We start from the raw sequence: 23,861 nt of genomic DNA on the forward strand, positions 1-23,861 counted from the left end.
GTGCGCCGGCCCCGTGCGGTGAGTGCGCCCGCCACGTGCGGTGGGCGCGCGGTGCCCGGGCGGAGGGAGCGCCAGTCAGAGGTCGCCGGTCGGGGGCGCGTAAGCCTCCGCCTCCGGGTGCCGCTCGGCGGCGCCTGCGAGGACGGTGAGGAGCGCGATCGCTCCCGCCTTGTCCAGCGGGGAGTTGCCGTTGCCGCACTTCGGCGACTGCACGCAGCGCGGGCACCCGGCGACGCACGGGCACGTCCGCACGGTCTCCAGGGTGGCGCGTACCCACTCCACCGATGCGTCGAAGCCGCGGCGCGCGAACCCTGCTCCGCCCGGGAAGCCGTCGTGCACGACCACGGTGGGCCGGCCGGTCTGGTCGTGGGCCTCGGTGGACAGGCCCCCGATGTCCCACCGGTCGCACGTCGCGAGCAGCGGGAGCATGCCGATCGATGCGTGCTCGGCCGCGTGCAGCGCCCCGCCGAGCCGGCCCGGGTCGACGCCCGCCGCCTCGAGGGCGGCCTCGTCGAGGGTCCACCACGTGCCGACCGTGCGGAACGTGCGCGCGTCGAGATCGAGCTGCTCGACCCCGATCTGCCGCTGGTCGGGCACGCGGTAGCGTACGAACGAGTCGACCTGCCCGGTGATCTCGACCTCGCCGGTCGACCAGCGCACTCCGCCGCGTTCGACCACGGCCTCCTCGGACAGGAACCGGACGCTCGAGCTGCTCCGGGCGCGCGTCCGGTACGGCAGGTGGGCGCCGTCGGTGACCATCGCGACGTCGTCGACCCGGGTCTCCACCAGCAGGACCCGGCCCTGGTGGACGTACACCGCGCCGGGGTGGACCGTGGTGTCGGCGTTGCCGGCGTCGACGGTCCCCAGCACGGTGCCCGTCGCGGACTCGACGATCTGGACCTGCCGCTCGGTGCTGCCGCGCAGCGAGGTGAGGTCCTGGGCACGCACGGTGTTCGCCACGTCCCAGTACCAGCCGGTGGGGCGGCGCCGCAGCAGCCCGAGCGTGTCGACGAGGTGGTCGAGGAGCGCGCGCCCGCGCTCGTCCTCGATGCCGAACAGCGCGAGGTCCTCGGCCGTCAGCGGCAGCTCGGCGGCCGCGGCGCACAGGTGGGGCGCGAGGACGTGGGGGTTGGACGGGTCGAACACCGTGGCCTCGACCGGCTCCCCGAGCACGGCCTCGGGGTGGTGGACGAGGAAGGAGTCCAGCGGGTCGGCCGAGGCCACGAGCACGGCCACGCCGTCGGCCCCCGCGCGCCCGGCGCGCCCCGCCTGCTGCCACATCGAGGCGCGCGAGCCGGGCCACCCGCACAGCAGGACCGCGTCGAGCCCCGAGACGTCGATGCCCAGCTCGAGCGCGTTGGTCGTCGCCATCGCGAGCACCTCGCCCGAGCGTAGCCGGGCCTCCAGCGCACGACGCTCCTCGGGGAGGTAGCCCCCGCGGTAGGCACGGACCGTGTCCACGAGGGCGGGCGAGACGAGCGCGAGGTGTCGGCGAGCCGACTCGGCCAGGGCCTCCGCGCCGCGACGGGACCGGACGAACGCCAGCGTCCGGGCACCGGCGGGCACGAGGTCGGCGACGAGCTCGGCGCACTCCGCGAGCGCCGACCTGCGCTCGACCTCGTCGACCTCGGCGCGGTCGAGCACCTCCTCCTCGGCCGCCACCGCGTCCGCGGGGAGTGCCCACGGGTCGTCGTCGCTGTCGCCGCGCGGCGCGTCGTCGACGAGGGGGACCGGCGGCCCGCCCGGGGACGTGGCCGCCGCCGCGGGCGCGGCGCCGACGCGCGAGGGCTCCGAGGACGCGGACCCGGACGAGGCGATTCCGGCCCCCCACCGGTCGGCCGGGGCCGGCTGCCACAGCGCGAGGTAGCGGTCGCCCGCCGGCGAGGCGTCGTCGTCGACCACGACGACCTCGTCGGTCGACGTGCCGATGATCCGGGCGGCGGCGACGCCGGGCTCCGCGCTGGTCGCGGACAGGCAGACGACCGCCGGATCGGCGCCGAGGTGCCGCGCGACCCGCAGGAGCCGCCGCACGACGAGCGCCACGTGAGCGCCGAGGACGCCCCGGTACGCGTGCGCCTCGTCGACCACCACGACCGACAGCCCGCGCAGGACCCGCTCCCAGCGGCGCCGCGACGGGAGCACGGAGTAGTGGACGAAGTCCGGGTTGGTGAGCACGACGTCGGCGTGCTCGCGCGCCCAGTCACGCTCGGTGTCCGGGGTGTCGCCGTCGCACGTGGCCACCCGCACCGAGGTCAGCGAGCTCGCCGCGAGCAGGCCCTCGAGCGCGGTGGCCTGGTCGTGCGCGAGGGCCTTGGTCGGCGCCAGGTACAGAGCCGTCGGCCGACGTGTGTGCCGCGCGATCGACCCCGCGTAAGGGCCCACGGCGGCGAGCGCGCCCGCGCGTACCGCGGACAGCACGGGAAGCCACACGGCCATCGACTTGCCGGAGCCGGTGCCGGTCGCCACCGCCGTGTGCCTTCCCTCGTGGACGGCCTGCGCGGCGGTCACCTGGTGGGTCCACGGCAGCGCCACGCCCAGCCGGCGGTAGCCGGCCACGAGATCGGGGTCGGCCCACGACGGCCAGTCGGCCGTGCGGGCGGGACGGGCCGGCAGGTGCTCGAGGTGGACCAGCCGGTCGTCCTCGGCGCCCACGCGGCGCAGGAGGTCGACGAGTGAGGTCACCGGGACATTCTGCGCCGTACCCGAGTCAGCTCGAGCCCCCCGAGCCCGTGACCGTGGTGGCGACGACAGCGGACATCACGGCGGCGTCGACGGCAGCGACGGCGTCCCTGACCGCCTTGGCGGCCCAGTCGCCCTCGGCCATCTCCTTCACGCGGCGGCGGACCTCCCGACCGCCGAGCCCCTCGACGGGCAGGACCTTGTGGGCGATGTCCATCGCCGAGAGCACGGAGAGCAGCGCGACGGCTCGCGCGTCCCCTCGGCCCTCGGCGATCGCCGCCGTCAGCGCGGCGCGCATCTCGCGCTCGTGCCTGGCGTCGTCCGTCGGCCACGTGGTGCTCGAGAACAGGCCGAGCACCCGCCCCTCCTCGCGCCGCAGGATGCCGCGCTCCGCGAGCGTCTCGAGCAGCGGCTCCCTGGCGGCGCGGCCGAGCCGCGTGACGAGCTCGCTCGCGGTGCGGTCCTTGGCCGTGACCTCCTCCAGAGCGTCGGCGAGAACGGGGTGCTCGGGGGGCGGCGCACCCGTCGGCTCCACGGTCGAGCGCCGGAACAGCCCGGACGGCTCCCCGATCTGGACCCAGCCGCCGAGGGCGAGCTCGGCCAGCAGTGCGCCGCCGAGCCCGGCGACGAGGTAGGAGTGGTGGGTGAAGCGCCCGGAGTCGTCGTCGAGCAGGAGCAGGGTGAGGTCTTCCGCGAGCAGCGTCACACCAGCACGGTAGCGGGCAGGGTGCCCGCAGGCGTGCCGGCCCCGCGCGGCGACCGACCGGTGGTGCCCAGGCGGCGGTGGCGGGAGCGTGATCAGTCCGCGGCGATCACCCCGTCCGCCACCTCGACGCGGATCGGCTCGGCCGCCCAGCTGATCGGCCGCTCGAACGCCGTGTTCGGCGAGGTGAGATGCCCCTCGATGACCAGCTCGTACTCCCCGTCGGGCAGAGGCGTGACGGCGACCGTCTCCCCCGTCTCGTGGTCCCCGCAGGGCATGGGGAACACGGTCGTGGTGGAGGTGGCCGGTGCGCCGATCTCGATCGGCTCCTCGAGGCCGGCGTACGTGACCGTCTCGTCGTCCCCGGCGAGAACGGCGACGACCTCGTCGCTGACGGGGTCGACGAGAACGACGAAGACGGTGTGTGCGAACAGGTCGGTGGAGGTGTAGCCCGGTCCGCCGAGCTCGACCTCCAGGCCGAGACGGGCCGGCGTCGAGCCGTCGAGCAGGCGGACCGCCACGTGGTCGACGGCGCTGGTGTCGCCCCGGGGTCGGTAGACGTCGTCGATCAGCGTCCCGCACACCTCCTGCGCTCGTTCCGAGTACGCGACCTCACCGGGGGCAGACGGCGGGTCGGACCCGTCCGGGTGGTCGGACCCGTCCGGGTGGTCGGACCGGTCCGGCGGGTAGGAGCCCGCCGGTGGGCCCGTGTCGCAGGCGCCCAGCACGAGCATCGATCCGAGCGCGAGCGCACGGACGACGGACCGAGATCGAACGGGGGGTGCAACGCCCGGGTCGGTGGGGGCGACGCGCCCTCGCGCGCGGCCGTGCCGTGCTGCTGCGGTCATCGGGAGCTCCTGTGCTAGTCGCTGTAGGCGTTCTCGCCGGAGTAGCCGATGCCCTCGACGACGGCGTCCGTGACGGTCACGGTGGTCTGCTCCTGTCCCCACATCGCATGCCCGGTGCGCTCGTCGTCCTCGGGGCCCTCGGCGAGCTGTGCGCTGCCGAAGACCGTCATCGTGTACGTCCCGTCCGCCAGGGGCTGCGCCGTGAACTCGGCGTCCTCCTCGACGTCCGTGGGGCATGCCACCGGCACCACCTGGACCCGCGTGCTCGTCCCGCCGGGGGACGGCGCGATCGGCTCGTCCAGCTGGATGGTGCGGGTCAGCTCCCCGTCGTGCGCGGAGAAGCCGACCCAGCGACGGTCGTCATCGGGCGTGAGGAACGAGACGCTGACCGCGTCCGTCAGGTACGGCTGCTCCTGCTCGGGGCCGGTGAGGGTGATCTCGAGCTCGAGGATCGGGTCGTCCGGGGCGGAGACGACCTCGACGCTCACCTCCTCGACGACGCCCTCGTCCGGCAGGATCAGAGTGCGCGGGGCGGGCGCTGTCGCAGCATGGGCCGTCGGTGCCTGGGCAGTTGCCGCATGAGCCGACGCCGCGTGGGCCGGACCGCTCGCGCGCACGCCGCCGTGGTCGTGCCAGAGGTCGGTCGGGTCGGGGCCGTTCACGTAGATGTCCTCGACCTGGTTCGTCGGGACGTGGCAGAGGCTCTCGGCGCTGCTCGAGAAGATCAGCGCGTCGCCGTAGGGGGCCGGGAGATCCTCGGTCAAGCTCGAGCCTCCCGTGCCCGGCCCCTGCGTGCCCGTGCCCTCGGTCCCCGTGCCCTCCGAGCCTCCGGTGCCCGGGCCCTCGGTCCCCGGCTCGGTGTCGGTCCCCGCGCACCCCGCGAGCAGGCCGACGCCGAGAGCGGCGACGAGCACCGTACGGCGGTGGCGGACGGTGCCGCGGGGAAGGCTCGGTGGTGCGCTGTCGCCGGGGACGGATGCGGTGCTCATGCCGGGAGGATGCCCCAGCGTGGGCGCGGCCACCACGCCGGCGGAGGGGAGCGCTCACCGGGGGAGCTCTGCCCGGGCCCCGCGGCGTGCCGCGCCCACCTGGGAGGACGCATCGCTCCGCGTCAGTTACCCTCCTGAGAAGATCAGCCGGCCCCGGGGGGCGGCCGCGACGTCGCCGCCGACGGCCCTCCGGTACCGGCCCTCGTCAGCGCCGTTCGCGGCGCTCCTCACCGTGGAGGACCCGTGCAGGATCTCTCGACCTCGTCCCTCGTCATCGCCGTGTGCGTCGGCGTCCTCGCGATCGGGGCGCTCGCGTTCGCCGTCGTGCTGCGGCGACAGGTGCTCGCCGAACGGTCCGGCAGCGAGAACATGGTCTCCATCGCCCGGGCGGTCCAGGAGGGCGCATCCGCCTACCTGGCCCGGCAGTTCCGCACCCTGGGGGTGTTCGTCGTCGTCATCACGGGGCTGCTCCTCCTGCTGCCGGGCGACATGGACGTCCGCATCGGCCGATCGGTCGCGTTCCTCGTGGGCGCGGCGTTCTCCGCGGCGATCGGGTACCTCGGCATGTGGCTCGCCGTGCGGGCCAACGTACGGGTGGCCGCGGCGGCGACCCGCGCCGACGGCCGCGCCGAGGGGGCGCGGATCGCGTTCCGCACCGGCGGCGCCGTCGGCATGAGCGTCGTCGGCCTCGGGCTGCTCGGGGCCGCGCTCACCGTCGTCGTCTACGGCACCGACGCGCCGGTCGTGCTCGAGGGCTTCGGCTTCGGCGCCGCCCTGCTCGCGATGTTCATGCGGGTCGGCGGCGGGATCTTCACCAAGGCCGCGGACGTCGGCGCCGACCTCGTCGGCAAGGTCGAGCAGGGCATCCCCGAGGACGACCCCCGCAACGCCGCCACGATCGCGGACAACGTGGGCGACAACGTGGGCGACTGCGCCGGCATGGCGGCCGACCTCTTCGAGTCCTACGCGGTCACGCTCGTCGCCTCCCTCATCCTGGGTCGCGCCGCCCTCGGCGAGCACGGCATGATCCTGCCGCTGCTCGTCACCGCGGTGGGCGCCGTCGTCGCCGTCCTCGGCGTCCTCACCACCCGGGTGCGCGGCACGGAGTCGGGCCTCAAGGCGATCTACCGCGGCTTCTACACGGCGGCCGTGGCCGGCGTCGTCCTCGCCGCGATCGCCGCGTTCGCCTACCTGCCCGCCTCCTTCGCCGACACCGTCGGCACCACCGGGACCATCACGGACGTCCCGATCGACGACCCCCGCGTGGTCGCCTCGCTCGCCGTGCTCATCGGCGTGGCGCTCGCCGGGGTCATCCTCTGGCTCACCGGCTTCTACACCGGTACCGGCACGAGCCCCACGAAGCGGGTCGCCGCCACCTCCCGCACCGGTGCGGCCACGGTCGTCCTCGCCGGCATCGGGGTGGGCTTCGAGTCCGCCGTCTACACCGCCGGCGTCATCGCCGCCGCGATCTGCGGGTGCTTCCTCCTCGCGGGCGGGTCGGTGTGGCTGGCCCTGTTCCTCGTGGCGCTCGCGGGCTGCGGCCTGCTCACCACGGTGGGTGTCATCGTGGCGATGGACACCTTCGGCCCGGTCTCGGACAACGCTCAGGGCATCGCCGAGATGTCCGGCGAGGTCGACGAGGAGGGTGCCCAGATCCTCACCGACCTCGACGCCGTGGGGAACACGACGAAGGCCATCACCAAGGGCATCGCGATCGCCACCGCGGTCCTCGCGGCCACCGCCCTGTTCGGCTCCTACGCCGACGTGGTGTCCACCGCCGTGGCCGGCCTCGCCGAGGAGGGCCGCGCCGAGGCGGGCGGCATCGTCGGCGCGATGATGAGCTACGAGCTCATCAGCCCGGTCACGCTGGTCGGCGTCATCCTCGGTGCCGCCACGGTCTTCCTCTTCTCCGGGCTGACGATCGACGCCGTGACCCGCTCCGCCGGGGCGATCGTGCGCGAGGTGCGCCGCCAGTTCCGCGACCTGCCCGGCATCATGACCGGGGAGCAGCGCCCCGAGTACGGCAAGGTCGTCGACATCTGCACCCGCGACTCGCTGCGTGAGCTCGCCACCCCGGGTCTGCTCGCCGCGCTCGCCCCGATCGCCGTGGGTTTCGGTCTCGGGGTCGGGCCGCTCGCGGGCTTCCTCGCCGGCACCATCGCCACCGGCGTCCTCATGGCCGTCTTCCTCGCGAACTCCGGCGGCAGCTGGGACAACGCGAAGAAGATCGTCGAGGACGGCCACCACGGCGGCAAGGGCAGCGCGCAGCATGAGGCCGTGGTCATCGGCGACACCGTGGGCGACCCGTTCAAGGACACCGCCGGCCCCGCGATCAACCCGCTCATCAAGGTGATGAACCTCGTCGCCCTGCTCATCGCGCCGTTGGTCGTCGAGTGGTCCGTCCCCGCCGACGCCAACCACGCGCTGCGGATCGGGCTCGCGACCGTGGCCGGGCTCGTCGCCGTCGGTGCCGTGCTCGTGTCCCGGAGGCGGGCGGTCCGCGCCGAGGAGCGCGAGCTGGCCGACGCCGGGATCTCCTGACCGCCGGCGCCACGACGCCGTCGGCGCCTCCTGACCGCCTGTGCCTCCTGACCGCCCGCGCCTGGTGACTGCCTGCGGCTCGTGCCCGCCTGCGCCACGTGCCCGCCTGGGGAAGCGGCTCGCCCTACGCTCGAGGGGTGCAGCCGCTTCCCGAGGAGACGCTCGCCGCCGCGTGGCGGCACGCCGGATTCACCCCCGACGGCGTCGCCCGGCTCCTCGGTCCGTTGGCCGAGACGCTGCTCGCGACCGGAAGCCGCGTGCCGGCGCGCGCCGCGCTCGACGCCGCCGGCACCGCGGACCAGGAGCTCGCAGTCTGGGTCCGGCTCTTCGTGCTCGGCGAGCGCGTCGACGCGGCCGACCTGACGTCGCGCGGACCGACGGGGGAGCCGGACGTCGTCGTCCTTCTCGTCGCCCTCGGCCTGACGGAGTCCGACGGGACGACGGTGACGCCGCTCGTTACCGTCGCCCCTGTCGACCTCGGGGACCGGACCGGCTGGGCGGTGTCCGACCGCCTGGTCCCCGGCGTCGCGCCCGGACCGGAGCACGTCGTCGGCGTCGGCGCCGCCACCCGCACCCTCGACACGCTCACCGTGCGGCCCCGCCCGGGGGACCGGCTGCTCGACGTCGGCACCGGCGGCGGCTACCTCGCGCTGCGGGCCGCCGCCGCGGGGGCCCGCGTCGTCGCCACCGACGTCAACCCGCGCGCGCTCGCCCTCACCGGCCTCGGCGCCGACCTCAGCGCCGTGAGCATCGACCTGTGGCGGGGATCCCTGTTCGAGCCCGTCCGCGGCCAGTTCGACCGGATCGTCTCCAACCCGCCGTTCGTCGTCTCCGGCCGCACCGGCGCCGAGCGCACCACCTACCGCGACGGCGGGGCCGCGGGCGACGCCCTGGTCGCCGAGCTCCTCCGCGGCGTCGGTGAGCACCTCGCGCCCGGCGGCACGGCCCAGCTGCTCGCGAACTGGGAGCACCTGGGCGGCGAGGACTGGCGCCAGCGGGTCGGCGGCTGGGTCGATACCGACCTCGACCTGTGGGTCGTCCAGCGCGACGCCGCGGACCCCGCGACCTACGTCGACACCTGGCTGCGCGACGGCGGTGCCCACCCCGCCGCCGGCCGGGAGGAGTTCGAGGCGCAGGCCGCGCGCTGGCTCGGTGACCTTGAGGACCGCGGCGTGAGCGCCATCGGCATGGGGCACGTCACCGTGCGCCGCCCGGGCGCGGACGAGCCGGCCGGCGCGCCGTGGCGCCGCCTCGAGGACGCGGACGGGCTGGGCAGCGGGCGGCTCGGCGACCACGTCGCCGCCGTGCTCGACGCCGTCGCCCTCCTGCGCCCCGCGCTCGTCGACGACGAGGCCCTGCTCGCGGCCACAGTCGTCGTCGCCGCGGACGTCACCGAGGTCCGTCATCATCGGCCCGGCGCGGGCCAGCCCGAGGTCATCGAGCTCGTCCAGGGCGGGGGATACGCGCGGACGGTGCGCGCCTCGACCGGTCTGTCCGCCGTCGTCGGGGCCTGCGACGGGGAGCTGCCGCTCGGTGTACTCGTCGACGCCGTGGCCGGGCTCCTGGACGTCGACGCGACCGGTCTGCGGACCGAGCTGGTCCCCCAGCTGCGCGAGCTGATCGAGACGGGGATGCTCGCCCCTGCCTGACCGGGCGGACGGGTGACGTACCCCCACCGGTGCGGGGGTCGACCGACGAGTGAGGGGACTGGATCCCTGCACTCGTGCTCGGGCCCCTCGCTCGTCGGGCTTCTCCGGTCGTCAGGGCTACGCGACCGTGGGTCAGCTGCGACGCGTGTAGCGGAGCAGGACGACGCCCGCGTCGAACGAGCGGGTCTCGGCGAGCTCCAAGTCACGCAGCTCGTGCGCGTCGGTGAACAGGCGACGACCGGTGCCGACGACGACCGGGTAGACGAACAGCCGCAGCTCGTCGACCGTGCCGCGGGCGAGCAGCTGCTGGGCGAGCGAGATGCTGCCTGTCAGCACGATGTCGGCGCCCTCGCGGGAGGTCAGCTCGCTGATCTGGGAGTCGAGGTCGTCACCGCCGCGCAGGACGGTCGTGCCGTCCCAGCCCGGGTTCTCGAGGCTCGCGGAGACGACGTACTTCTCCACACGGTCGAGGTGGTTCGTCACGCCGGTCGTATCGTCCACCCGCTGCGGCCAGAAGCCGCGCATCTCCTCGAACGTGATGCGCCCGACGAGGAAGCCGTCCGAGGCGGCCGCGTGCTCACGCGTGATCTCCGCGAGCTGCCGGCCCTGGGTCGAGTCGTCAGTCGGGTCGAACCACGACCCGTCGTTCTCGACGACCCCGTCCAGGGTGATGTTCTCCGTGATGACGATTCTGCGTGTCATGTCGCCGGCTCCCTTGTCGGTCCCTGCATGGACGTTCACTGAACGGGCATCTCCTGCATGGCCTGGCGATCTCGGAAGGCGCGGACCTTGGCGCGGTTTCCGCAGCGGGCCATCGAGCACCAGGTGCGCCGGCCGCCGCGCGAGAGGTCGAGGAAGACCATCGGGCAACCGTGGCCGTCGCAGTTCCGGAGGCGATCCGTGTCGTCACGGAGGTGGACGAGCGCGTCCCGGGCGATGGTCGCGAGCGCCTGGCAGGCGGCCGGGTCGGTGGGCGGTTCGTGGCCTGGGAACACCGGCGGCAGGTCGGGCTGGGCGGCCAGCTCGGCGAGGTGGGGGAGGTCGTCGTCGGGGGAGGCCGTGCCACTGCCGTTGCTGACCCCGGCGGCCGAACGGACGAGCCGGGTGAGGCGGTCGCGCAGGTCGAGGGCCGCGGCGAGCTCCTCGTCGGTCAGCGGCAGCAGCGGCCGCCCGAGGTGTTCGCCGAGCCAGCCGTCGAGCTCGTCGGCGGTGGAGATGATGCCGTCCCGCCACTGTCCGACCCCGAACTCGCCGGTGTAGACGTAGTCGAGGAACAGCGCGCCCGAGTCGAACGTCCACGACTGCCCGTCCCACGTGCGGATGCGTTCCGCCATGACCATCACCTCCGGTAACTGTCTAATGAGGTTACGGACGGTGCGCCGGGTCGTCAACGGTTCGGTCGGAGGTCCAGTGCCTGTCCCGCTCGACGAGACACAGGGGAGGCCGCGCGAGCGCGGGAACAACCACGCCGCCACGGAGTTGACCCAGCAGTGAAGCGCATCGGATTCCTCACCTTCGGGAACTGGCGGGACGTCGGCGGCAGCGCCGTGAGCACGGCCGCCGACGCCCACCTGCAGACCATCGAGCTCGCGGAGGCCGCCGAGGAGATCGGCATCGACGGCGCCTACCTGCGGGTGCACCACTTCGCGCCGCAGCTCGCGTCCCCGTTCCCGCTGCTCGCGGCGATCGCAGCGCGCACGTCCCGCATCGAGATGGGCACCGGCGTGATCGACATGCGCTACGAGAACCCGCTCTACCTCGCGGAGGAGGCCGCGGCCACGGACCTCATCGCCGGCGGCCGTCTCCAGCTCGGCATCTCGCGGGGCTCCCCGGAGCCCGCGCAGGACGGCGCCGCGGCCTTCGGCTACCGGGCGCCGGAGGGGCAGACCATGGCCGACGTCGCCCGCACCAAGGCCGACATCGCGCGTCAGGCGATCCGCGGCGCCGGCGTCGTCATGTCCGACCCCGGCCAGACCGGGCAGAGCGTGCCGCTCGCGGTCCAGTCCCTGTCCGACGGCCTCGACCGGCGCCTGTGGTGGGGCGCCGGCAGCCGGGCCACCGCGCGTTGGGCCGCCGAGGAGGGGTACAACCTCATGTCCTCCACGCTGCTCACCGAGGACACGGGCGTGCCGTTCGACGAGCTCCAGGCCGAGCAGATCCAGGTGTTTCGCGACGCCTGGGCCGAGGAGGGCCGCGACTGGGAGCCCCGCGTCTCCGTCTCCCGCTCGGTGTTCCCGATCGTCTCCGACCTCGACCGCCGCTACTTCGGCTCGCGCAGCGAGGACAGCGAGGACCAGGTCGGCGTCCTCGAGGGCGTGCGCTCCCGGTTCGGCCGCACGTATGCCGACGAGCCCGACGTCGTCGCCGCGGAGCTCGCCGCCGACGCCGCGGTCCAGGCGGCCGACACCCTGCTCGTCACCGTGCCCAACATGCTGGGCGTGGACTACAACGCGGCCCTTCTGGAGAGCATCGTGCGGCACGTCGCGCCAGCGCTCGGTCGGGACTGAGCGGCCGGCGAGATGCCCTGGCTCCCTTGGCTCTCCTGAACCCCATGTCGCCGAGTCAGTCAGCTATCCATCGAGTCGGTCGACGAGGGCGGTTGACTGGGCACGTTGCCGATTGCCTCGGCGAGACGGGCGGGGTGGGGGGCGGCCGGCGGGCGGGGCGGGGGCGCCGAGAAGTTGCGGGTGACCGGCCCCGAGCTGGACGCCGTCAGGACCGCGCGAGCAGCACCATGACCTCGTCGTGGGCGGTGTGCGGGAACATGTCGAACAGTCGCGCCGCGACGGGCGCCAGCGACGGCATCCGCCCCAGGTCCCGCGCGAGCGTCGTCGCGTTGCACGAGGAGTACAGGACGTGACCCGCGCCCGAGCCCTCGAGCCGTCCGGCGAGCTCCTCGGAGAGCCCGCGCCGCGGCGGGTTGACCACCACGAGGTCCGGGGCCCCCGACGACGACGCCAGCGCCCAGGCGGTCGCGTCACCGTCGGCGAAGGTCACCCGATCGGCGACGCCGCCACGCGCGGCGGCCGAGAACTACGAGACGACCGAGTAACTGCCCGTACGTGTCCGGGCAGGTCGGCCCAATGCCGGTCGCGGCACCGTTGTGTGCGTGCGTCTCTCCGACGGAGAGCACGGGCGGTTGCAGCGGGCGGTCACGGAGGCCAATCTCCCGGTCTCCTCCCTCATCCGGCTCTGAGCGCTCGATCGGCTGCACGCCGAGGACCAGGGGGTTGGCGGCACGGTCGCGAATCGGCTTGAGCGGGAGGTGTTCCTGCGTCCCGCCTGACACTAAGCTGCCTGCACCCTCGTCATCGTCGTCAGCTGGGGGCGACCACATAGCGCCGACACAATCAGACCGCCGGCATCGCGATCGCCGTGGTCGGCCCGCTCGCGTCCGGTGCCGGCCTGGGGGAGGACTGGAAGGACCGCGGGACATCGAGGCGGCTCTGCCCGCGCAGATGACAGTTCGCACCGCTCGACGCTCAGGGCGCGTCCACCCGAAGATGGCCCGCTCGGAGGGAGTCCATCAGTGCCGCCCAGGTTTCGGGCAGCTCGTAGTGCAGCTCGCGGGCGGATGCTGCCCGGTCGGGGTCTGCCGGGCAGTGCGTCGCGCCCCAGTTCCCGATCGTCGCCAGCACGGGGACCAGGTCCACGCCACGATCGGTGAGGCTGTAGATGGCCTTCTGCTTGTGCGTCGGATCGCCCGATCGGGTGAGGATCCCTGACTCGGTCAGGCGGTCGAGCCGGTCGGCGAGGACGCTGCTCGTGATCCTCTCGTCCGATCCGCGCAGGAGCTCACGGAAGTGGCGGCGGTCGTCGAAGACGATGTCGCGCAGGATGAGCAGCGTCCATCGGTCGCCGAACAACTCGACGGCGAGATTGATCGGGCAGCCGGATCGTCCGGTCGTCGCCACGCCTCAGCCCTGCGTCGTGTCGTAGTGGTGGATCTCCGCCTCGAGCAGGTCGACCGTGGCATCGAGGGCCGAGACCATCGGCCAGTGTCCGCTGACGATGTGTTTCCGTCGCCACTCTGAGGCGGTCTTCGCTACCGGAGGCGCCCCGTTCCATGCCTGTTCGAGGCCGCCGCTCGGCGTCAGGGCGACGTAGGTCGAGGGCTGGTGCTCGACCGGTGCAGACAGCTCGGCGGGGTCGAGGATTGTCCGCCCGGGATGAGGCGTGAACCTCGCGGCCAGGAAGTCGCGGTCGCTCGGTGCGAGGTCTGCCTCGTGGTCGAGCATCTCTCGAGCAGGGGCGAGCCACAGGCCACCCGCCGCTTCGATGTCCGCGCGCTCCCGGGCGCGCTCATTGTCGGAGCTACCCCAGTCATCGAGCAGCGAGCGCCTGGACGTCGGCACGAACGCGCCCACATGGATGAGTCCGAGCACCTGGTCACCGAGCCGGTCCGCGGCGGACGCAGTGACGATGCCGGAGTAGGAGTGCGAGACGAGGATGACAGGTCGGGAGCCCTTGGATTCGACGAGCTCGACGAGCTGCCGGACGTGGTCGTCGAGGCGAACGGCGGCGATGTCTGCGCTGGACTCGTGGGGCTGCAGGCCTCCGAGCGAGATCGTCTCGGCGTCGATACTTCGGTCGCGTAGGCGCTCCACGGTCGGCTCCCAGATCCACCCGCCCATCCATGCGCCTGGAACCAGGACGGTCGTCGCTGCCGATGCGATCATGTTCTCCTCCTTGCTGGTCGTGATTCACGAGCAGTTCTACGTTATTCGCAACTGGTAGCAAATCACAAGCAGTGCGCGGCGGCGCGACGCCTGAGTCTCGATCGGGAGCTGTCCGACGAGAAGTCGCTCTACCTCGCGGAGAAGCCCGCGCTCGACGACTTCGCCGAGTCAGTCAGCTATCCATCGAGTCGGTCGACCGGGGCACTGACTGGGCGCGTTGCCGACTGCCTCGGCGAGACAGGCGGGGGCGCCGAGAAGCTGCGGTGCCGGGGCCCCAGACAGGGTGACCTCAGACTCGCTCGAGCAGCACCATGACCTCGTCGTGGGCGGTGTGCGGGAACATGTCGAACAGTCGCGCCGCGACGGGCGCCAGCGACGGCATCCGCCCCAGGTCCCGCGCGAGCGTCGTCGCGTTGCACGAGGAGTACAGGACGTGACCCGCGCCCGAGCCCTCGAGCCGTCCGGCGAGCTCCTCGGAGAGCCCGCGCCGCGGCGGGTTGACCACCACGAGGTCCGGGGCCCCCGACGACGACGCCAGCGCCCAGGCGGTCGCGTCACCGTCGGCGAAGGTCACCCGATCGGCGACGCCGCCACGCGCGGCGGCCGCTCGGGCCCCGGCGACGGCGTCGGGAGAGGACTCGATGCCGACCACCCGTGGCGAGCGGGCCGCGCCGGCGCCGACTGTTGCGTCTGCCGTTGCACCCTCGCCGGCCCCCGTGCCGACCTTCGCGACGGCGAGGGCGAACCCGCCCACCCCGCAGTACAGGTCCCACGCGGTCCCCGGCCCGATCTCGGCCGCCCACGCCGCAGCCTGGCCGTACATGGCCTCGGCGATCGCCGTGTTCGTCTGGAAGAACGAGCGCGGCGGCAGCTCCAGATCGAGCGGCCCGCCGGGCAGCGAGAGCCGCATCGGCAACGCCGACCGCTCGGTGAGCACGATCTCCTCCTCGCCCTCGAGCAGCGCCACGTGGGCGGGCAGCAGGTTGACGGTGACCACGGCCAGGTTCGGCAGGTCGGACAGCAGCCGGGGCAGATGCCTGCGGATCCGGCCGAGCTGGTCGCGCGAGCGGAGCACGAACCGCATCATCAGCTCACCCGCCGGCGAGACGGTCACGAGGACGTGCTTGAGCTCGCCGCGGCGACCGGGCACGTCGTAGGGGACGAGCCCGGCCCGGGCGATCATGTCCGCGACCACGGGCAGCGCCTCGGTGATCGGCGGCGGGTAGAGGTGGCAGCCGCGCAGGTCCACGCCGGCGCCCGCCGGGTCGAGGATGCCGAGCGTCGGCGCGCCCGTCCGCCCGGCCACGACCATCTTCGCCTTGTTCCGGAAGCCCTCGTCGGCCGAGGCCACCGGCTCCAACCAGGCGCCTGCCGGCACCGAGGTGAGCAGCTCGCGCCGGGCGCGGACCTTGGTGGCAAGCTGCTCGGGGTAGGGGGTGCGCAGGAAGGTGCACGAGCGGCAGCGCCCGTCGTCGAAGTACTCGCACCTCACCCGCGCACGGTATCCCCGACGCCGACGCCGACGCCGACGCCGACGCCGACGCCGACGCCGACGCCGACGCCTCGGCGGCGTCACCCACGAGCGGCCGTCGTCCCCTCGCCGGGCCGCCGTCGCCTACCATCGGCCGGGCCGGCCCGCGTCGTCGCGGGAGGTCGCTGTTACGGTCGGGCCAGGCCGACCAGCCCGTGCCGGCACAGCCCGTCCCGGCACAGCCCCGCCCGCCCAGCCCCCATCGGTAAGGATCGCCCCGCGCATGCCCCGCAAGCTCGTCATCGTCGAGTCGCCCGCCAAGGCCCGCACCATCGGCGGCTATCTCGGCCCCGACTTCGAGGTCGAGGCCTCGATCGGGCACGTGCGCGACCTCCCGCAGCCCTCCGAGCTGCCCGCGGACATGAAGAAGGGGCCGTACGGGAAGTTCGCCGTCGACGTCGAGGGCGACTTCGAGCCGTACTACGTGGTCGACGCCGACAAGAAGAAGAAGGTCGCCGAGCTCAGGCGCAAGATGAAGGACGCCGACGAGCTCTACCTCGCCACTGATGAGGACCGGGAGGGCGAGGCCATCGCCTGGCACCTGCACCAGGTGCTCAACCCGAAGATCCCCGTCTACCGGATGGTCTTCCACGAGATCACCAACGACGCGATCAACCGCGCCCTGGAGAGCCCCCGCGAGATCGACGCCCCGCTCGTCGACGCGCAGGAGACCCGCCGGATCCTCGACCGCCTCGTCGGCTACGAGGTCTCGCCGCTGCTGTGGCGCAAGGTCCGCTCGGGGCTGTCCGCCGGCCGCGTGCAGTCCGTCGCCACCCGCCTGGTCGTCGAGCGCGAGCGCGAGCGCATGGCGTTCCGCGCCGCCTCCTACTGGTCCGTGCAGGGCACCTACACGGCGCCGGACGCGCCGGAGTCCTTCGACGCCCGCCTGGTCGAGCTCGACGGCGCCCGCGTGGCCACCGGCCGCGACTTCGGCGACGACGGCGTGCTCACCGAGAGGGCCCGCGGCGTCGTCGTGCTCGACGAGGCCTCGGCGACCGCGGTGGCGACCGCCCTGCGCGGGGCGACCAGTGCCGTCGAGGGCGTGGAGACCAAGCCCTACCGCCGGCGTCCCGCCGCACCGTTCACCACGTCGACGCTCCAGCAGGAGGCGTCCCGCAAGCTCCGCCTCGCCTCCCGCGAGGCGATGCGCGTGGCGCAGGGCCTGTACGAGAACGGTTTCATCACGTACATGCGGACGGACTCCACGAACCTGTCCTCCGAGGCGGTCGGCGCCGCGCGGCGCCGGGCCACCGAGCTGTACGGCCCCGCGAGCATCCCCGACAAGCCGCGGCTCTACGCGGGCAAGGCCAAGGGCGCCCAGGAGGCGCACGAGGCCATCCGCCCCGCCGGGGACCAGATGCGCACCCCGGACGAGCTGGCGTCCCAGCTCGACCCGGCCGCCCTGCGCCTGTACGACCTCATCTGGAAGCGCACGGTCGCCTCCCAGATGATCGACGCCACCGGCTCGACCGCCACCCTGCGGGTCGCCGCCGACCTCACGGGCAGCGAGGCCGACGCCGAGCGCGCGATCCTCACCGCCTCGGGCACCGTCATCACCGAGCGCGGGTTCCTCGCGGCCTACGAGGAGGGGCGCGACGACGAGCGGCACCGCGACAAGGACGGCGAGACCCGCCTGCCGGACGTGTCCTCGGGCGACGTGCTCGACGTCCTGGGTGCCGAGGCCTCGGGCCACGAGACCACGCCGCCGCCGCGGTACACGGAGGCCTCCCTGGTCAAGGCGCTCGAGGAGCGCGGCATCGGCCGCCCCTCGACGTATGCCGCGACCATCGGCGTGATCACGGACCGCGGCTACGTCACCCGCCGCGGGCAGGCGCTCGTCGCGAGCTGGCTCGCGTTCTCCGTGGTGCGCCTCCTGGAGGAGAACCTGCCGCGCCTCGTCGACTACGACTTCACCGCCGAGATGGAGTCCGACCTGGACCGGATCGCCACCGGCGAGCTCGACCGGACCGACTGGCTCGCCCACTTCTACCGGGGCGGCGAGGGCCGCGAGGGCCTGCGGGCCCTCGTCGAGGGGCTCGGCGACATCGACGCCCGCGCCGTCAACTCGATCGACATCGGCGAGGGGATCACGGTCCGCGTCGGCCGGTACGGCCCCTACGTCGAGGAGGCCCCGGCCGCGGACGCGAAGCCGGGCGAGGACGGTGCCGCGCCCGTGGGGCGCCGCGCGTCGATCCCCGACGACGTCGCCCCCGACGAGCTGAGCGTCGCCAGGGCGAAGGAGCTGCTCGAGGCCCAGGCCGACGACGGCCGCGAGCTGGGCGAGGACCCGGAGACCGGGCACACGATCATCGCGAAGAACGGCCGCTTCGGCCCCTACGTCACCGAGGTGCTGCCCGAGCCCGAGCGGACGGCGTCCGGACGGAAGAAGCCGGGCCAGCCCAAGCCGCGCACCGCCTCCCTGTTCAAGGACATGGACCTGGCGACCGTCGACATCGACGACGCCCTCAGGCTGCTGTCGCTGCCCCGCGTGATCGGTCAGGACCCCGCGAGCGGGGAGGACATCACGGCGCAGAACGGCCGCTACGGCCCCTACCTCAAGAAGGGCACCGACTCGAGGTCCCTCGAGACCGAGGACCAGATCTTCGGCCTCACGCTCGAGCAGGCCCTCGAGATCTACGCCCAGCCCAAGCGTCGCCGCGGCGCGACCGCCCGGCCCCCGCTCAAGGAGCTCGGCACCGACCCCGTCTCGGAGAAGCCGGTGATCGTGAAGGACGGCCGCTTCGGCCCCTACGTCACGGACGGCACGACCAACGCCACGCTGCGCAAGGACGATCCGATCGAGACGCTGACGAACGAGCGCGCCTACGAGCTGCTCGCGGAGAAACGAGCCAAGGGCCCCGCCAAGAAGCCCGCCCGGAAGGCTCCCGCCAAGAAGCCGGCCGCCAAGAAGCCCGCGGCGAGGAAGCCCGCGACGGGGAAGAAGTAGCCGCGTCCACAGGCCCCGGCGGGCGCGGCACAGGTGACGGCCGGCGTCGTTACGCTGGGCCGGTGAGCGCACCTGCCGGAGTCCTGATCTCCCTCGAGGGCGGCGACGGCGCCGGCAAGTCCACCCAGCAGCGGCTGCTCGTCGACTGGCTCGCCGCGCAGGGGCGCGAGGCCGTCGCCACCCGGGAGCCCGGCGGCACCGAGCTGGGGGCGCAGATCCGGCGGCTCATCCTGCACGGCGACCACGTCGACCCTCGCGCGGAGGCGCTCCTGTACGCCGCCGACCGCGCGCACCACGTGGCCACGCTCGTGCGTCCGGCGCTGGAGCGCGGCGCCGTCGTCGTCACCGACCGCTTCGTCGACTCCTCGGTCGCCTACCAGGGCGCCGCCCGCGACCTCGGGGCCGGCGACGTGCGCGAGCTCTCCCGGTGGGCGACCGACGGCCTGGTCCCGGACGTGACGATCCTGCTCGACGTCGATCCCGCCGCCGCGGCCGCGAGGCGGCCGGGGGAGCCGGACCGCCTCGAGCGCGCCGGGGAGTCGTTCCACGCCCGGGTGCGCGAGGAGTTCCTCCGCATCGCCCAGGCCGATCCGGCCCGCGTGGTCGTCGTCGACGCCGACGGGACGGTCGAGCAGGTGCACGCGCGCGTCCGCGCGGCCCTCGCCCCGGTGCTGGCCGTGAGTCGCGGGGACGCCGGGAGCAGTACGGACGCCGGGAGCAGCACGTATGCCGGGAACCGTACGGATGCCGCGGGCCGTACGGATGCCGCGGGCCGCGCGGAGGGGGCGTCGTGAGCGTGTGGGACGGCCTGGTGGGCCAGGACGCGGTCGTGGACACGCTGCGTGGCGCGGCCCGGGCGGCGCGGGGCGCCGACGGTGCGAGCGCCGCCGGGATGACCCACGCGTGGCTCGTCACCGGCCCGCCGGGCTCGGGGCGTTCCGTGGCGGCCCGCGCCTTCGCCGCGGCGCTCATGTGCACCGCCGAGGGGGAGCCCGGGTGCGGCGAGTGCGCGGCCTGCACGACGGCGCTCGCCGGCACGCACGCCGACGTCACCGTGCTCGCCACGGAGAAGGTGACGATCTCGATCGACGAGGTGCGCGAGCTCGTCACGCTCGCCCAGCGCGCGCCCGGGTCCTCCCCGTGGCGGGTCGTCGTGGTCGAGGACGCGGACCGCATGGTCGAGCGGACCTCCAACCTGCTGCTGAAGTCCATCGAGGAGCCGCCGCCGAGGACGGTGTGGCTGCTGTGCGCCCCGAGCCCGCGGGACGTCGTGACGACGATCCGTTCCCGCTGCCGGTCGATCCACCTGCGCATCCCCGACCCCCTGGCGGTCGCCGACCTTCTGGTACGGCGCGACGGCGCGGACCCCGATGTCGCCCTCGAGGCCGCGCGGGCCGCGCAGTCCCACATCGGCCTCGCCCGGCGCCTGGCCCTGCACGAGGACGCCCGCGAGCGGCGCAGCGCGCTGCTCCGGGTCCCGCTCGAGCTGCGCTCGGTGGGCGACGCGGTGCTCGCGGCCGCCCGGCTCGTGGAGATCGCGGCCGCCGACGCCGCGGCGAGCACGGAGGACCGCAACGCCGCCGAGCGCGCCGAGCTGCTCCGCACCCTCGGGGTCGAGGACGGCGCCCGGCTCCCGCCCGCGCTGCGCGCGCAGGTCCGCCAGCTCGAGGAGGACCAGAAGCGCCGCACCACCCGCGCGCAGCGCGACGTCCTCGACGGCTCGCTGCTCGCTCTGATGTCGCTCTACCGGGACGTGCTCCTGCGTCAGCTCGGCTCCGCGGTCGAGCCGGTCAACGCGTCGGCCGCCGACGCCGTCGCGGAGCTCGCCCGCGGGTCGACCGCCGAGACCACGCTGCGGCGCCTCGACGCCGTGGCGACCGCCCGCACCCGGCTCACCCTCAACGTGCCGCCGCTGCTGGCGACCGAGGCGCTCATGGTCGAGCTGTGGTCGGGCACCGACCTCGAGCGGGTCTGAGCGACGACGGACGCCCAGGTGGCCGGGGGAGCGCTCCCCGACGGGCCGCGCACCGCCGGCCGCCCGGCGTGCCTTAGGTTGGGCCGCATGCCGAGGTTGATCAGAATCGTTCCCGCGCTCGCCGCCGCAGCGCTCGTCCTCACCGCCTGCAGCGATGCGGAGGACGCGGAGTCGTCCGGTGCCGAGGCACCGGGCGAGACCGGCTCGGAGTCCGGGGCGGAGGGCAGCGACGCGGGTGAGGAGATGCCGCCCGCGCCCGAGGGCCTCGAGGAGTTCTACGAGCAGGAGGTCTCCTGGACCGACTGCGACGACTACGAGTGCGCGGACATCGAGGTGCCCCTCGACTACGACGCCCCCGACGGCGAGACGATCTCGCTGGCGATCAAGCGCCTGCCCGCCTCCGACGGCGAGCCGATCGGCTCCATGCTCATCAACCCGGGCGGTCCCGGAGGCTCGGGCGTGGAGTTCGTCGAGTACGCGACCTCCTCGATCTCTCCCGAGGTCACCTCCGTGTACGACGTCGTGGGCTTCGACCCGCGCGGGGTGCAGAACTCCACGCAGATCGACTGCGTGAGCGACTCCGAGCTCGACCGGCTGCTCGCGACCGACTATCCGGACACCCCCGAGGGCGAGGCCGACTGGGAGGCCGACGCCCAGCTCATCGGCGAGGGCTGCGCAGCGGAGTCCGGCGATCTGGCGGGCAACGTGGACACCGAGTCCGCCGCCCGCGACATGGACGTCATCCGCGCGGTGCTCGGCGAGTCGCAGCTGGACTACCTCGGCTACTCCTACGGCACCCTGCTCGGTTCGACCTACGCCGACCTCTTCCCGGACAACGTGGGGCGCATGGTGCTCGACGGCGCGCTCGACCCGACCTCGACCGGGTTCGACGTCACGCTCGGCCAGGCCGGTGGTTTCGAGGGCGCCCTGCGCGCCTACATCGAGGACTGCCAGTCAGGTTCGCTGTGCCCGCTGTCGGGAAGCGTCGACGACGGCGCAGAGCAGATCGTCGAGCTGCTGGAGTCGGCCGAGGCGAATCCGCTGCCGACCGGCGACCCCGACCGGCCGCTCACGCAGGCGCTCGCGCTGACCGGCATCATCCTGCCGATGTACGACGAGTCGTCCTGGCCGATGCTGACCGCGGCGCTCCAGGCCGCGATCAACCTCGACGAGGGCTCGGCGCTGCTCCAGTTCGCCGACCTCTACAACACGCGCAACCCCGACGGCACGTTCGCCGACAACTCGACCGAGGCGAACTGGGCGATCAACTGCCTCGACTACCCCGCGGTCGAGCACACGCAGGCCGAGCTCGACGAGCAGGTGGCCGAGCTCGAGGAGGTCGCGCCGACCTTCGGCCAGTTCTTCGGCGGCGAGAACGACGAGCTCTGCCTGAACTACCCCCACCAGTCCGAGCGCGAGCCGGGCCCCGTGTCGGCCGAGGGCTCGGGCCCCATCGTCGTCATCGGCACCACCGGCGACCCGGCGACACCGTACGAGTGGGCGGTCGGGCTGGCCGACCAGCTCGACGAGGGCGTCCTCGTCTCCTACGAGGGCGAGGGGCACACGGCCTACGGCCGGTCCAACGACTGCGTCCAGGGCGCCGTCGACGAGTTCTTCCTCGAGGGCACGCCGCCCGAGGACGAGCTCTCCTGCTGAGCCGGGATGCGGGCGGGCGCCATCCTCGGGTGGTGCCCGCCCGCTCCGCCACGGACCGGTGGCCGACTGTGACGCATGGCGCGCCCCACGGGTTCGTCGACTAGGCGGCCGGCCGCTAGCATGGACGGCGCTGCTCACGGGCGGCAGGCCGCCTTAGCTCAGTCGGTAGAGCGATTCACTCGTAATGAATAGGTCGGGAGTTCGATTCTCCCAGGCGGCTCCGCGCAACCCCTGACCGGGTCACATATCCGGTCAGGGGTTCTTTGTCCCCCGCGCACGCAGTGCATCCGGTCGCGCCCCGGAGGGCCGGCCGAATGAGGGATCGGGGCCTTGCGCAGATCGTCGTCGGACACCGTGTCCCCGGGAAGCCCCGAATCAGCGGCTCCGGTCGGGCGTGGACCCGAATCAGTGGCTCCGGTCGGGCGTGGACCCGAATCAGTGGCTCCGGTCGGGCGTGCACCTGAATCCACGACCGGCGAGAAACAGTGACGACCCCGCGAATCGCGGACGGTGGCCGCATCAGGGACCGTGCCCGAATCGGCGCCGGAACCCGAATGGGCGGCCGCGCCGATTCGGGCAGGGACGGGTGCGCGGGTGTCACGGGCGACGACCGCGGCCTATCCTGGACGCATGGACTACGTGATCGCCCTCGTGCCGCCCATCGGGCTCCTGGTCGCCCTCGTGGTCATCGTGCGCGCATTCCTCGGCGCCGACCGGTCGGAGCGGGAGGCGGAGAAGAAGTTCCGCGCCGAGCACCCCGACCTCGAGCTTCCTCCGCTGCCCCCGTCGCGGTCGAGCGTGGCCGGCGCCCTCGCGGCCGCGGAACGTGCCGAGGACACCGACACCGACACCGGCTCCGCGGGCGATCGCCGATAACGACACGCGCCCGATCGCGGCGCTTCGTCGTCGACCCAGGCGAAAGCACGGTCGCATTTCCGCCGATCATCAGGGCAATTGATGCGTCCGACGTCACGGGGATGCCCCGTGACGTCGATGTATGCCGTGCACGAGATGACAGGATGCGCCGAACGTGTCGCGACATCATGTGTGCGACACCACGAGAAGAAGTGCCGACGACCTCGACCCGGGGTGTGCGGAAATTCATTCGCACGGCGTGCAGAAGTGCGATTCCGTCGGTCGACGTGACAGCGGAGAGCAATTACTCGTACTCTTCACCCAGCCGATTGACATCCAGTGGTCGGTATGAATCCCGGGGAGGGCATCATGGTTCGACAGACCATTACCAAGCTCATCGACGATATCGACGGCACGCCCGCGGACAGCACGGTGACTTTCGCGCTGGACGGCGAGCGTTTCGAGATCGACCTCTCGGACGAGAACGCCGCGAAGCTGCGCGAGTCGTTCGCGCCGTGGGTCGCCGGCGCGCGCCCCGTGCGGGGCGCCGCCAAGCGCACCGGTGCCGGTCGCTCGACCGGTGCCCGCCGTTCGCGCAGCACCAGCGCCTCCGAGGCGCAGGCCATCCGTGAGTGGGCGCGCGAGAACAACATCGAGGTGAGCGACCGCGGCCGCATCAAGGCCGAGATCGTCGAGCAGTACAACAACCGCTGACCCCTCGTGGTCGGAGGAGGACGGCCCGCGGACCATCGGTCCGCGGGCCGTCCCGCATCTGAGGGCCCCGAGCAGCGCACGGGTGATCGGTGGAA

The 23,861-nt window shown here is 73.4% G+C and carries 18 protein-coding genes, 1 tRNA gene and 1 pseudogene; 10 read left to right on the forward strand and 10 right to left on the reverse strand.

Going from position 1 to position 23,861, the window contains the following annotated elements:
* Positions 1-75: 75 nt before the first annotated feature.
* The 4 genes from AC24HA_RS03185 to AC24HA_RS03200 all read right to left on the reverse strand — a co-directional run bounded on the left by AC24HA_RS03185 (position 76) and on the right by AC24HA_RS03200 (position 5,219).
* Positions 76-2,682 (reverse strand): DEAD/DEAH box helicase, encoded by a 2,607-nt coding sequence (locus AC24HA_RS03185; protein ID WP_425708029.1) that lies wholly within the window; start codon positions 2,680-2,682, stop codon positions 76-78.
* Between the two features lie 25 nt (positions 2,683-2,707).
* Positions 2,708-3,385: a GOLPH3/VPS74 family protein gene (locus tag AC24HA_RS03190; protein WP_425708030.1), complete on the reverse strand. Its 678-nt coding sequence runs from the start codon at positions 3,383-3,385 to the stop codon at positions 2,708-2,710.
* A gap of 92 nt (positions 3,386-3,477) precedes the next feature.
* Positions 3,478-4,230 (reverse strand): hypothetical protein, encoded by a 753-nt coding sequence (locus tag AC24HA_RS03195; RefSeq protein WP_425708031.1) that lies wholly within the window; start codon positions 4,228-4,230, stop codon positions 3,478-3,480.
* Between the two features lie 14 nt (positions 4,231-4,244).
* On the reverse strand, positions 4,245-5,219 hold the full coding sequence (locus AC24HA_RS03200; protein WP_425708032.1) for a hypothetical protein: 975 nt from the start codon (positions 5,217-5,219) through the stop codon (positions 4,245-4,247).
* A 243-nt stretch (positions 5,220-5,462) separates the two neighbouring features.
* Between AC24HA_RS03200 and AC24HA_RS03205 the strand changes: the two genes are divergently transcribed.
* Together AC24HA_RS03205 and AC24HA_RS03210 are read left to right on the forward strand one after the other, a co-directional pair.
* Positions 5,463-7,760 carry a sodium-translocating pyrophosphatase gene (locus AC24HA_RS03205; protein WP_425708033.1) on the forward strand — a complete coding sequence of 766 codons (2,298 nt, stop codon included), beginning with the start codon at positions 5,463-5,465 and terminating at the stop codon, positions 7,758-7,760.
* A 137-nt stretch (positions 7,761-7,897) separates the two neighbouring features.
* Positions 7,898-9,409 (forward strand): methyltransferase, encoded by a 1,512-nt coding sequence (locus tag AC24HA_RS03210; protein WP_425708034.1) that lies wholly within the window; start codon positions 7,898-7,900, stop codon positions 9,407-9,409.
* 132 nt (positions 9,410-9,541) lie between these two features.
* On the opposite strand, the gene AC24HA_RS03215 is transcribed toward AC24HA_RS03210, so the two are convergent.
* Both AC24HA_RS03215 and AC24HA_RS03220 read right to left on the reverse strand, forming a co-directional pair.
* The gene (locus tag AC24HA_RS03215; RefSeq protein ID WP_425708035.1) at positions 9,542-10,111 is read right to left on the reverse strand and encodes a dihydrofolate reductase family protein; all 570 of its coding nucleotides are present in this window, start codon (positions 10,109-10,111) and stop codon (positions 9,542-9,544) included.
* Positions 10,112-10,146: 35 nt separating this feature from the next.
* Entirely contained in the window at positions 10,147-10,743 is a 597-nt protein-coding gene (locus tag AC24HA_RS03220) for a CGNR zinc finger domain-containing protein (RefSeq protein WP_425708036.1), read from the reverse strand.
* 156 nt (positions 10,744-10,899) lie between these two features.
* On the opposite strand from AC24HA_RS03220, the gene AC24HA_RS03225 reads away from it, so the two are divergent.
* Positions 10,900-11,916 (forward strand): LLM class flavin-dependent oxidoreductase, encoded by a 1,017-nt coding sequence (locus AC24HA_RS03225; protein WP_425708037.1) that lies wholly within the window; start codon positions 10,900-10,902, stop codon positions 11,914-11,916.
* A gap of 205 nt (positions 11,917-12,121) precedes the next feature.
* On the opposite strand, the pseudogene AC24HA_RS03230 reads toward AC24HA_RS03225, so the two are convergent.
* The 4 genes and pseudogenes from AC24HA_RS03230 to AC24HA_RS03245 all read right to left on the reverse strand — a co-directional run.
* A pseudogene (locus AC24HA_RS03230) lies at positions 12,122-12,433 on the reverse strand (23S rRNA (uracil(747)-C(5))-methyltransferase); the annotation flags it as partial.
* Positions 12,434-12,891: 458 nt separating this feature from the next.
* Positions 12,892-13,323, reverse strand: a complete 432-nt coding sequence (locus AC24HA_RS03235) for a winged helix-turn-helix transcriptional regulator (RefSeq protein WP_425708038.1) — start codon at positions 13,321-13,323, stop codon at positions 12,892-12,894.
* Between the two features lie 3 nt (positions 13,324-13,326).
* The gene (locus tag AC24HA_RS03240) at positions 13,327-14,088 is read right to left on the reverse strand and encodes an alpha/beta fold hydrolase (RefSeq protein ID WP_425708039.1); all 762 of its coding nucleotides are present in this window, start codon (positions 14,086-14,088) and stop codon (positions 13,327-13,329) included.
* Between the two features lie 289 nt (positions 14,089-14,377).
* Positions 14,378-15,580: a methyltransferase domain-containing protein gene (locus AC24HA_RS03245; protein ID WP_425708040.1), complete on the reverse strand. Its 1,203-nt coding sequence runs from the start codon at positions 15,578-15,580 to the stop codon at positions 14,378-14,380.
* Positions 15,581-15,842: 262 nt separating this feature from the next.
* Here AC24HA_RS03245 and topA point away from each other — a divergent pair, with 262 nt between their 5' ends.
* The 7 genes from topA to AC24HA_RS03280 all read left to right on the forward strand — a co-directional run bounded on the left by topA (position 15,843) and on the right by AC24HA_RS03280 (position 23,766).
* Positions 15,843-18,566, forward strand: a complete 2,724-nt coding sequence (gene topA / locus AC24HA_RS03250; protein WP_425708041.1) for a type I DNA topoisomerase — start codon at positions 15,843-15,845, stop codon at positions 18,564-18,566.
* 62 nt (positions 18,567-18,628) lie between these two features.
* Positions 18,629-19,360: a dTMP kinase gene (gene tmk, locus AC24HA_RS03255; protein WP_425708042.1), complete on the forward strand. Its 732-nt coding sequence runs from the start codon at positions 18,629-18,631 to the stop codon at positions 19,358-19,360.
* Positions 19,357-20,541, forward strand: a complete 1,185-nt coding sequence (locus tag AC24HA_RS03260) for a DNA polymerase III subunit delta' (protein WP_425708043.1) — start codon at positions 19,357-19,359, stop codon at positions 20,539-20,541. The genes tmk and AC24HA_RS03260 overlap by 4 nt, the downstream gene beginning before the upstream one ends.
* Before the next feature lie 87 nt (positions 20,542-20,628).
* Complete coding sequence (locus tag AC24HA_RS03265; protein ID WP_425708044.1) at positions 20,629-22,197, forward strand: alpha/beta hydrolase; 1,569 nt, start codon at positions 20,629-20,631, stop codon at positions 22,195-22,197.
* Between the two features lie 147 nt (positions 22,198-22,344).
* Positions 22,345-22,417: transfer RNA gene (locus AC24HA_RS03270), tRNA-Thr, on the forward strand.
* A gap of 410 nt (positions 22,418-22,827) precedes the next feature.
* A complete protein-coding gene (locus AC24HA_RS03275; protein WP_425708045.1) occupies positions 22,828-23,073 on the forward strand; it encodes a hypothetical protein in 246 nt (81 codons plus the stop codon).
* 348 nt (positions 23,074-23,421) lie between these two features.
* A complete protein-coding gene (locus AC24HA_RS03280; RefSeq protein WP_425708046.1) occupies positions 23,422-23,766 on the forward strand; it encodes a histone-like nucleoid-structuring protein Lsr2 in 345 nt (114 codons plus the stop codon).
* Positions 23,767-23,861: the final 95 nt, after the last annotated feature.

The sequence above is a fragment of the Georgenia sp. Z1491 genome (genome assembly GCF_057652395.1).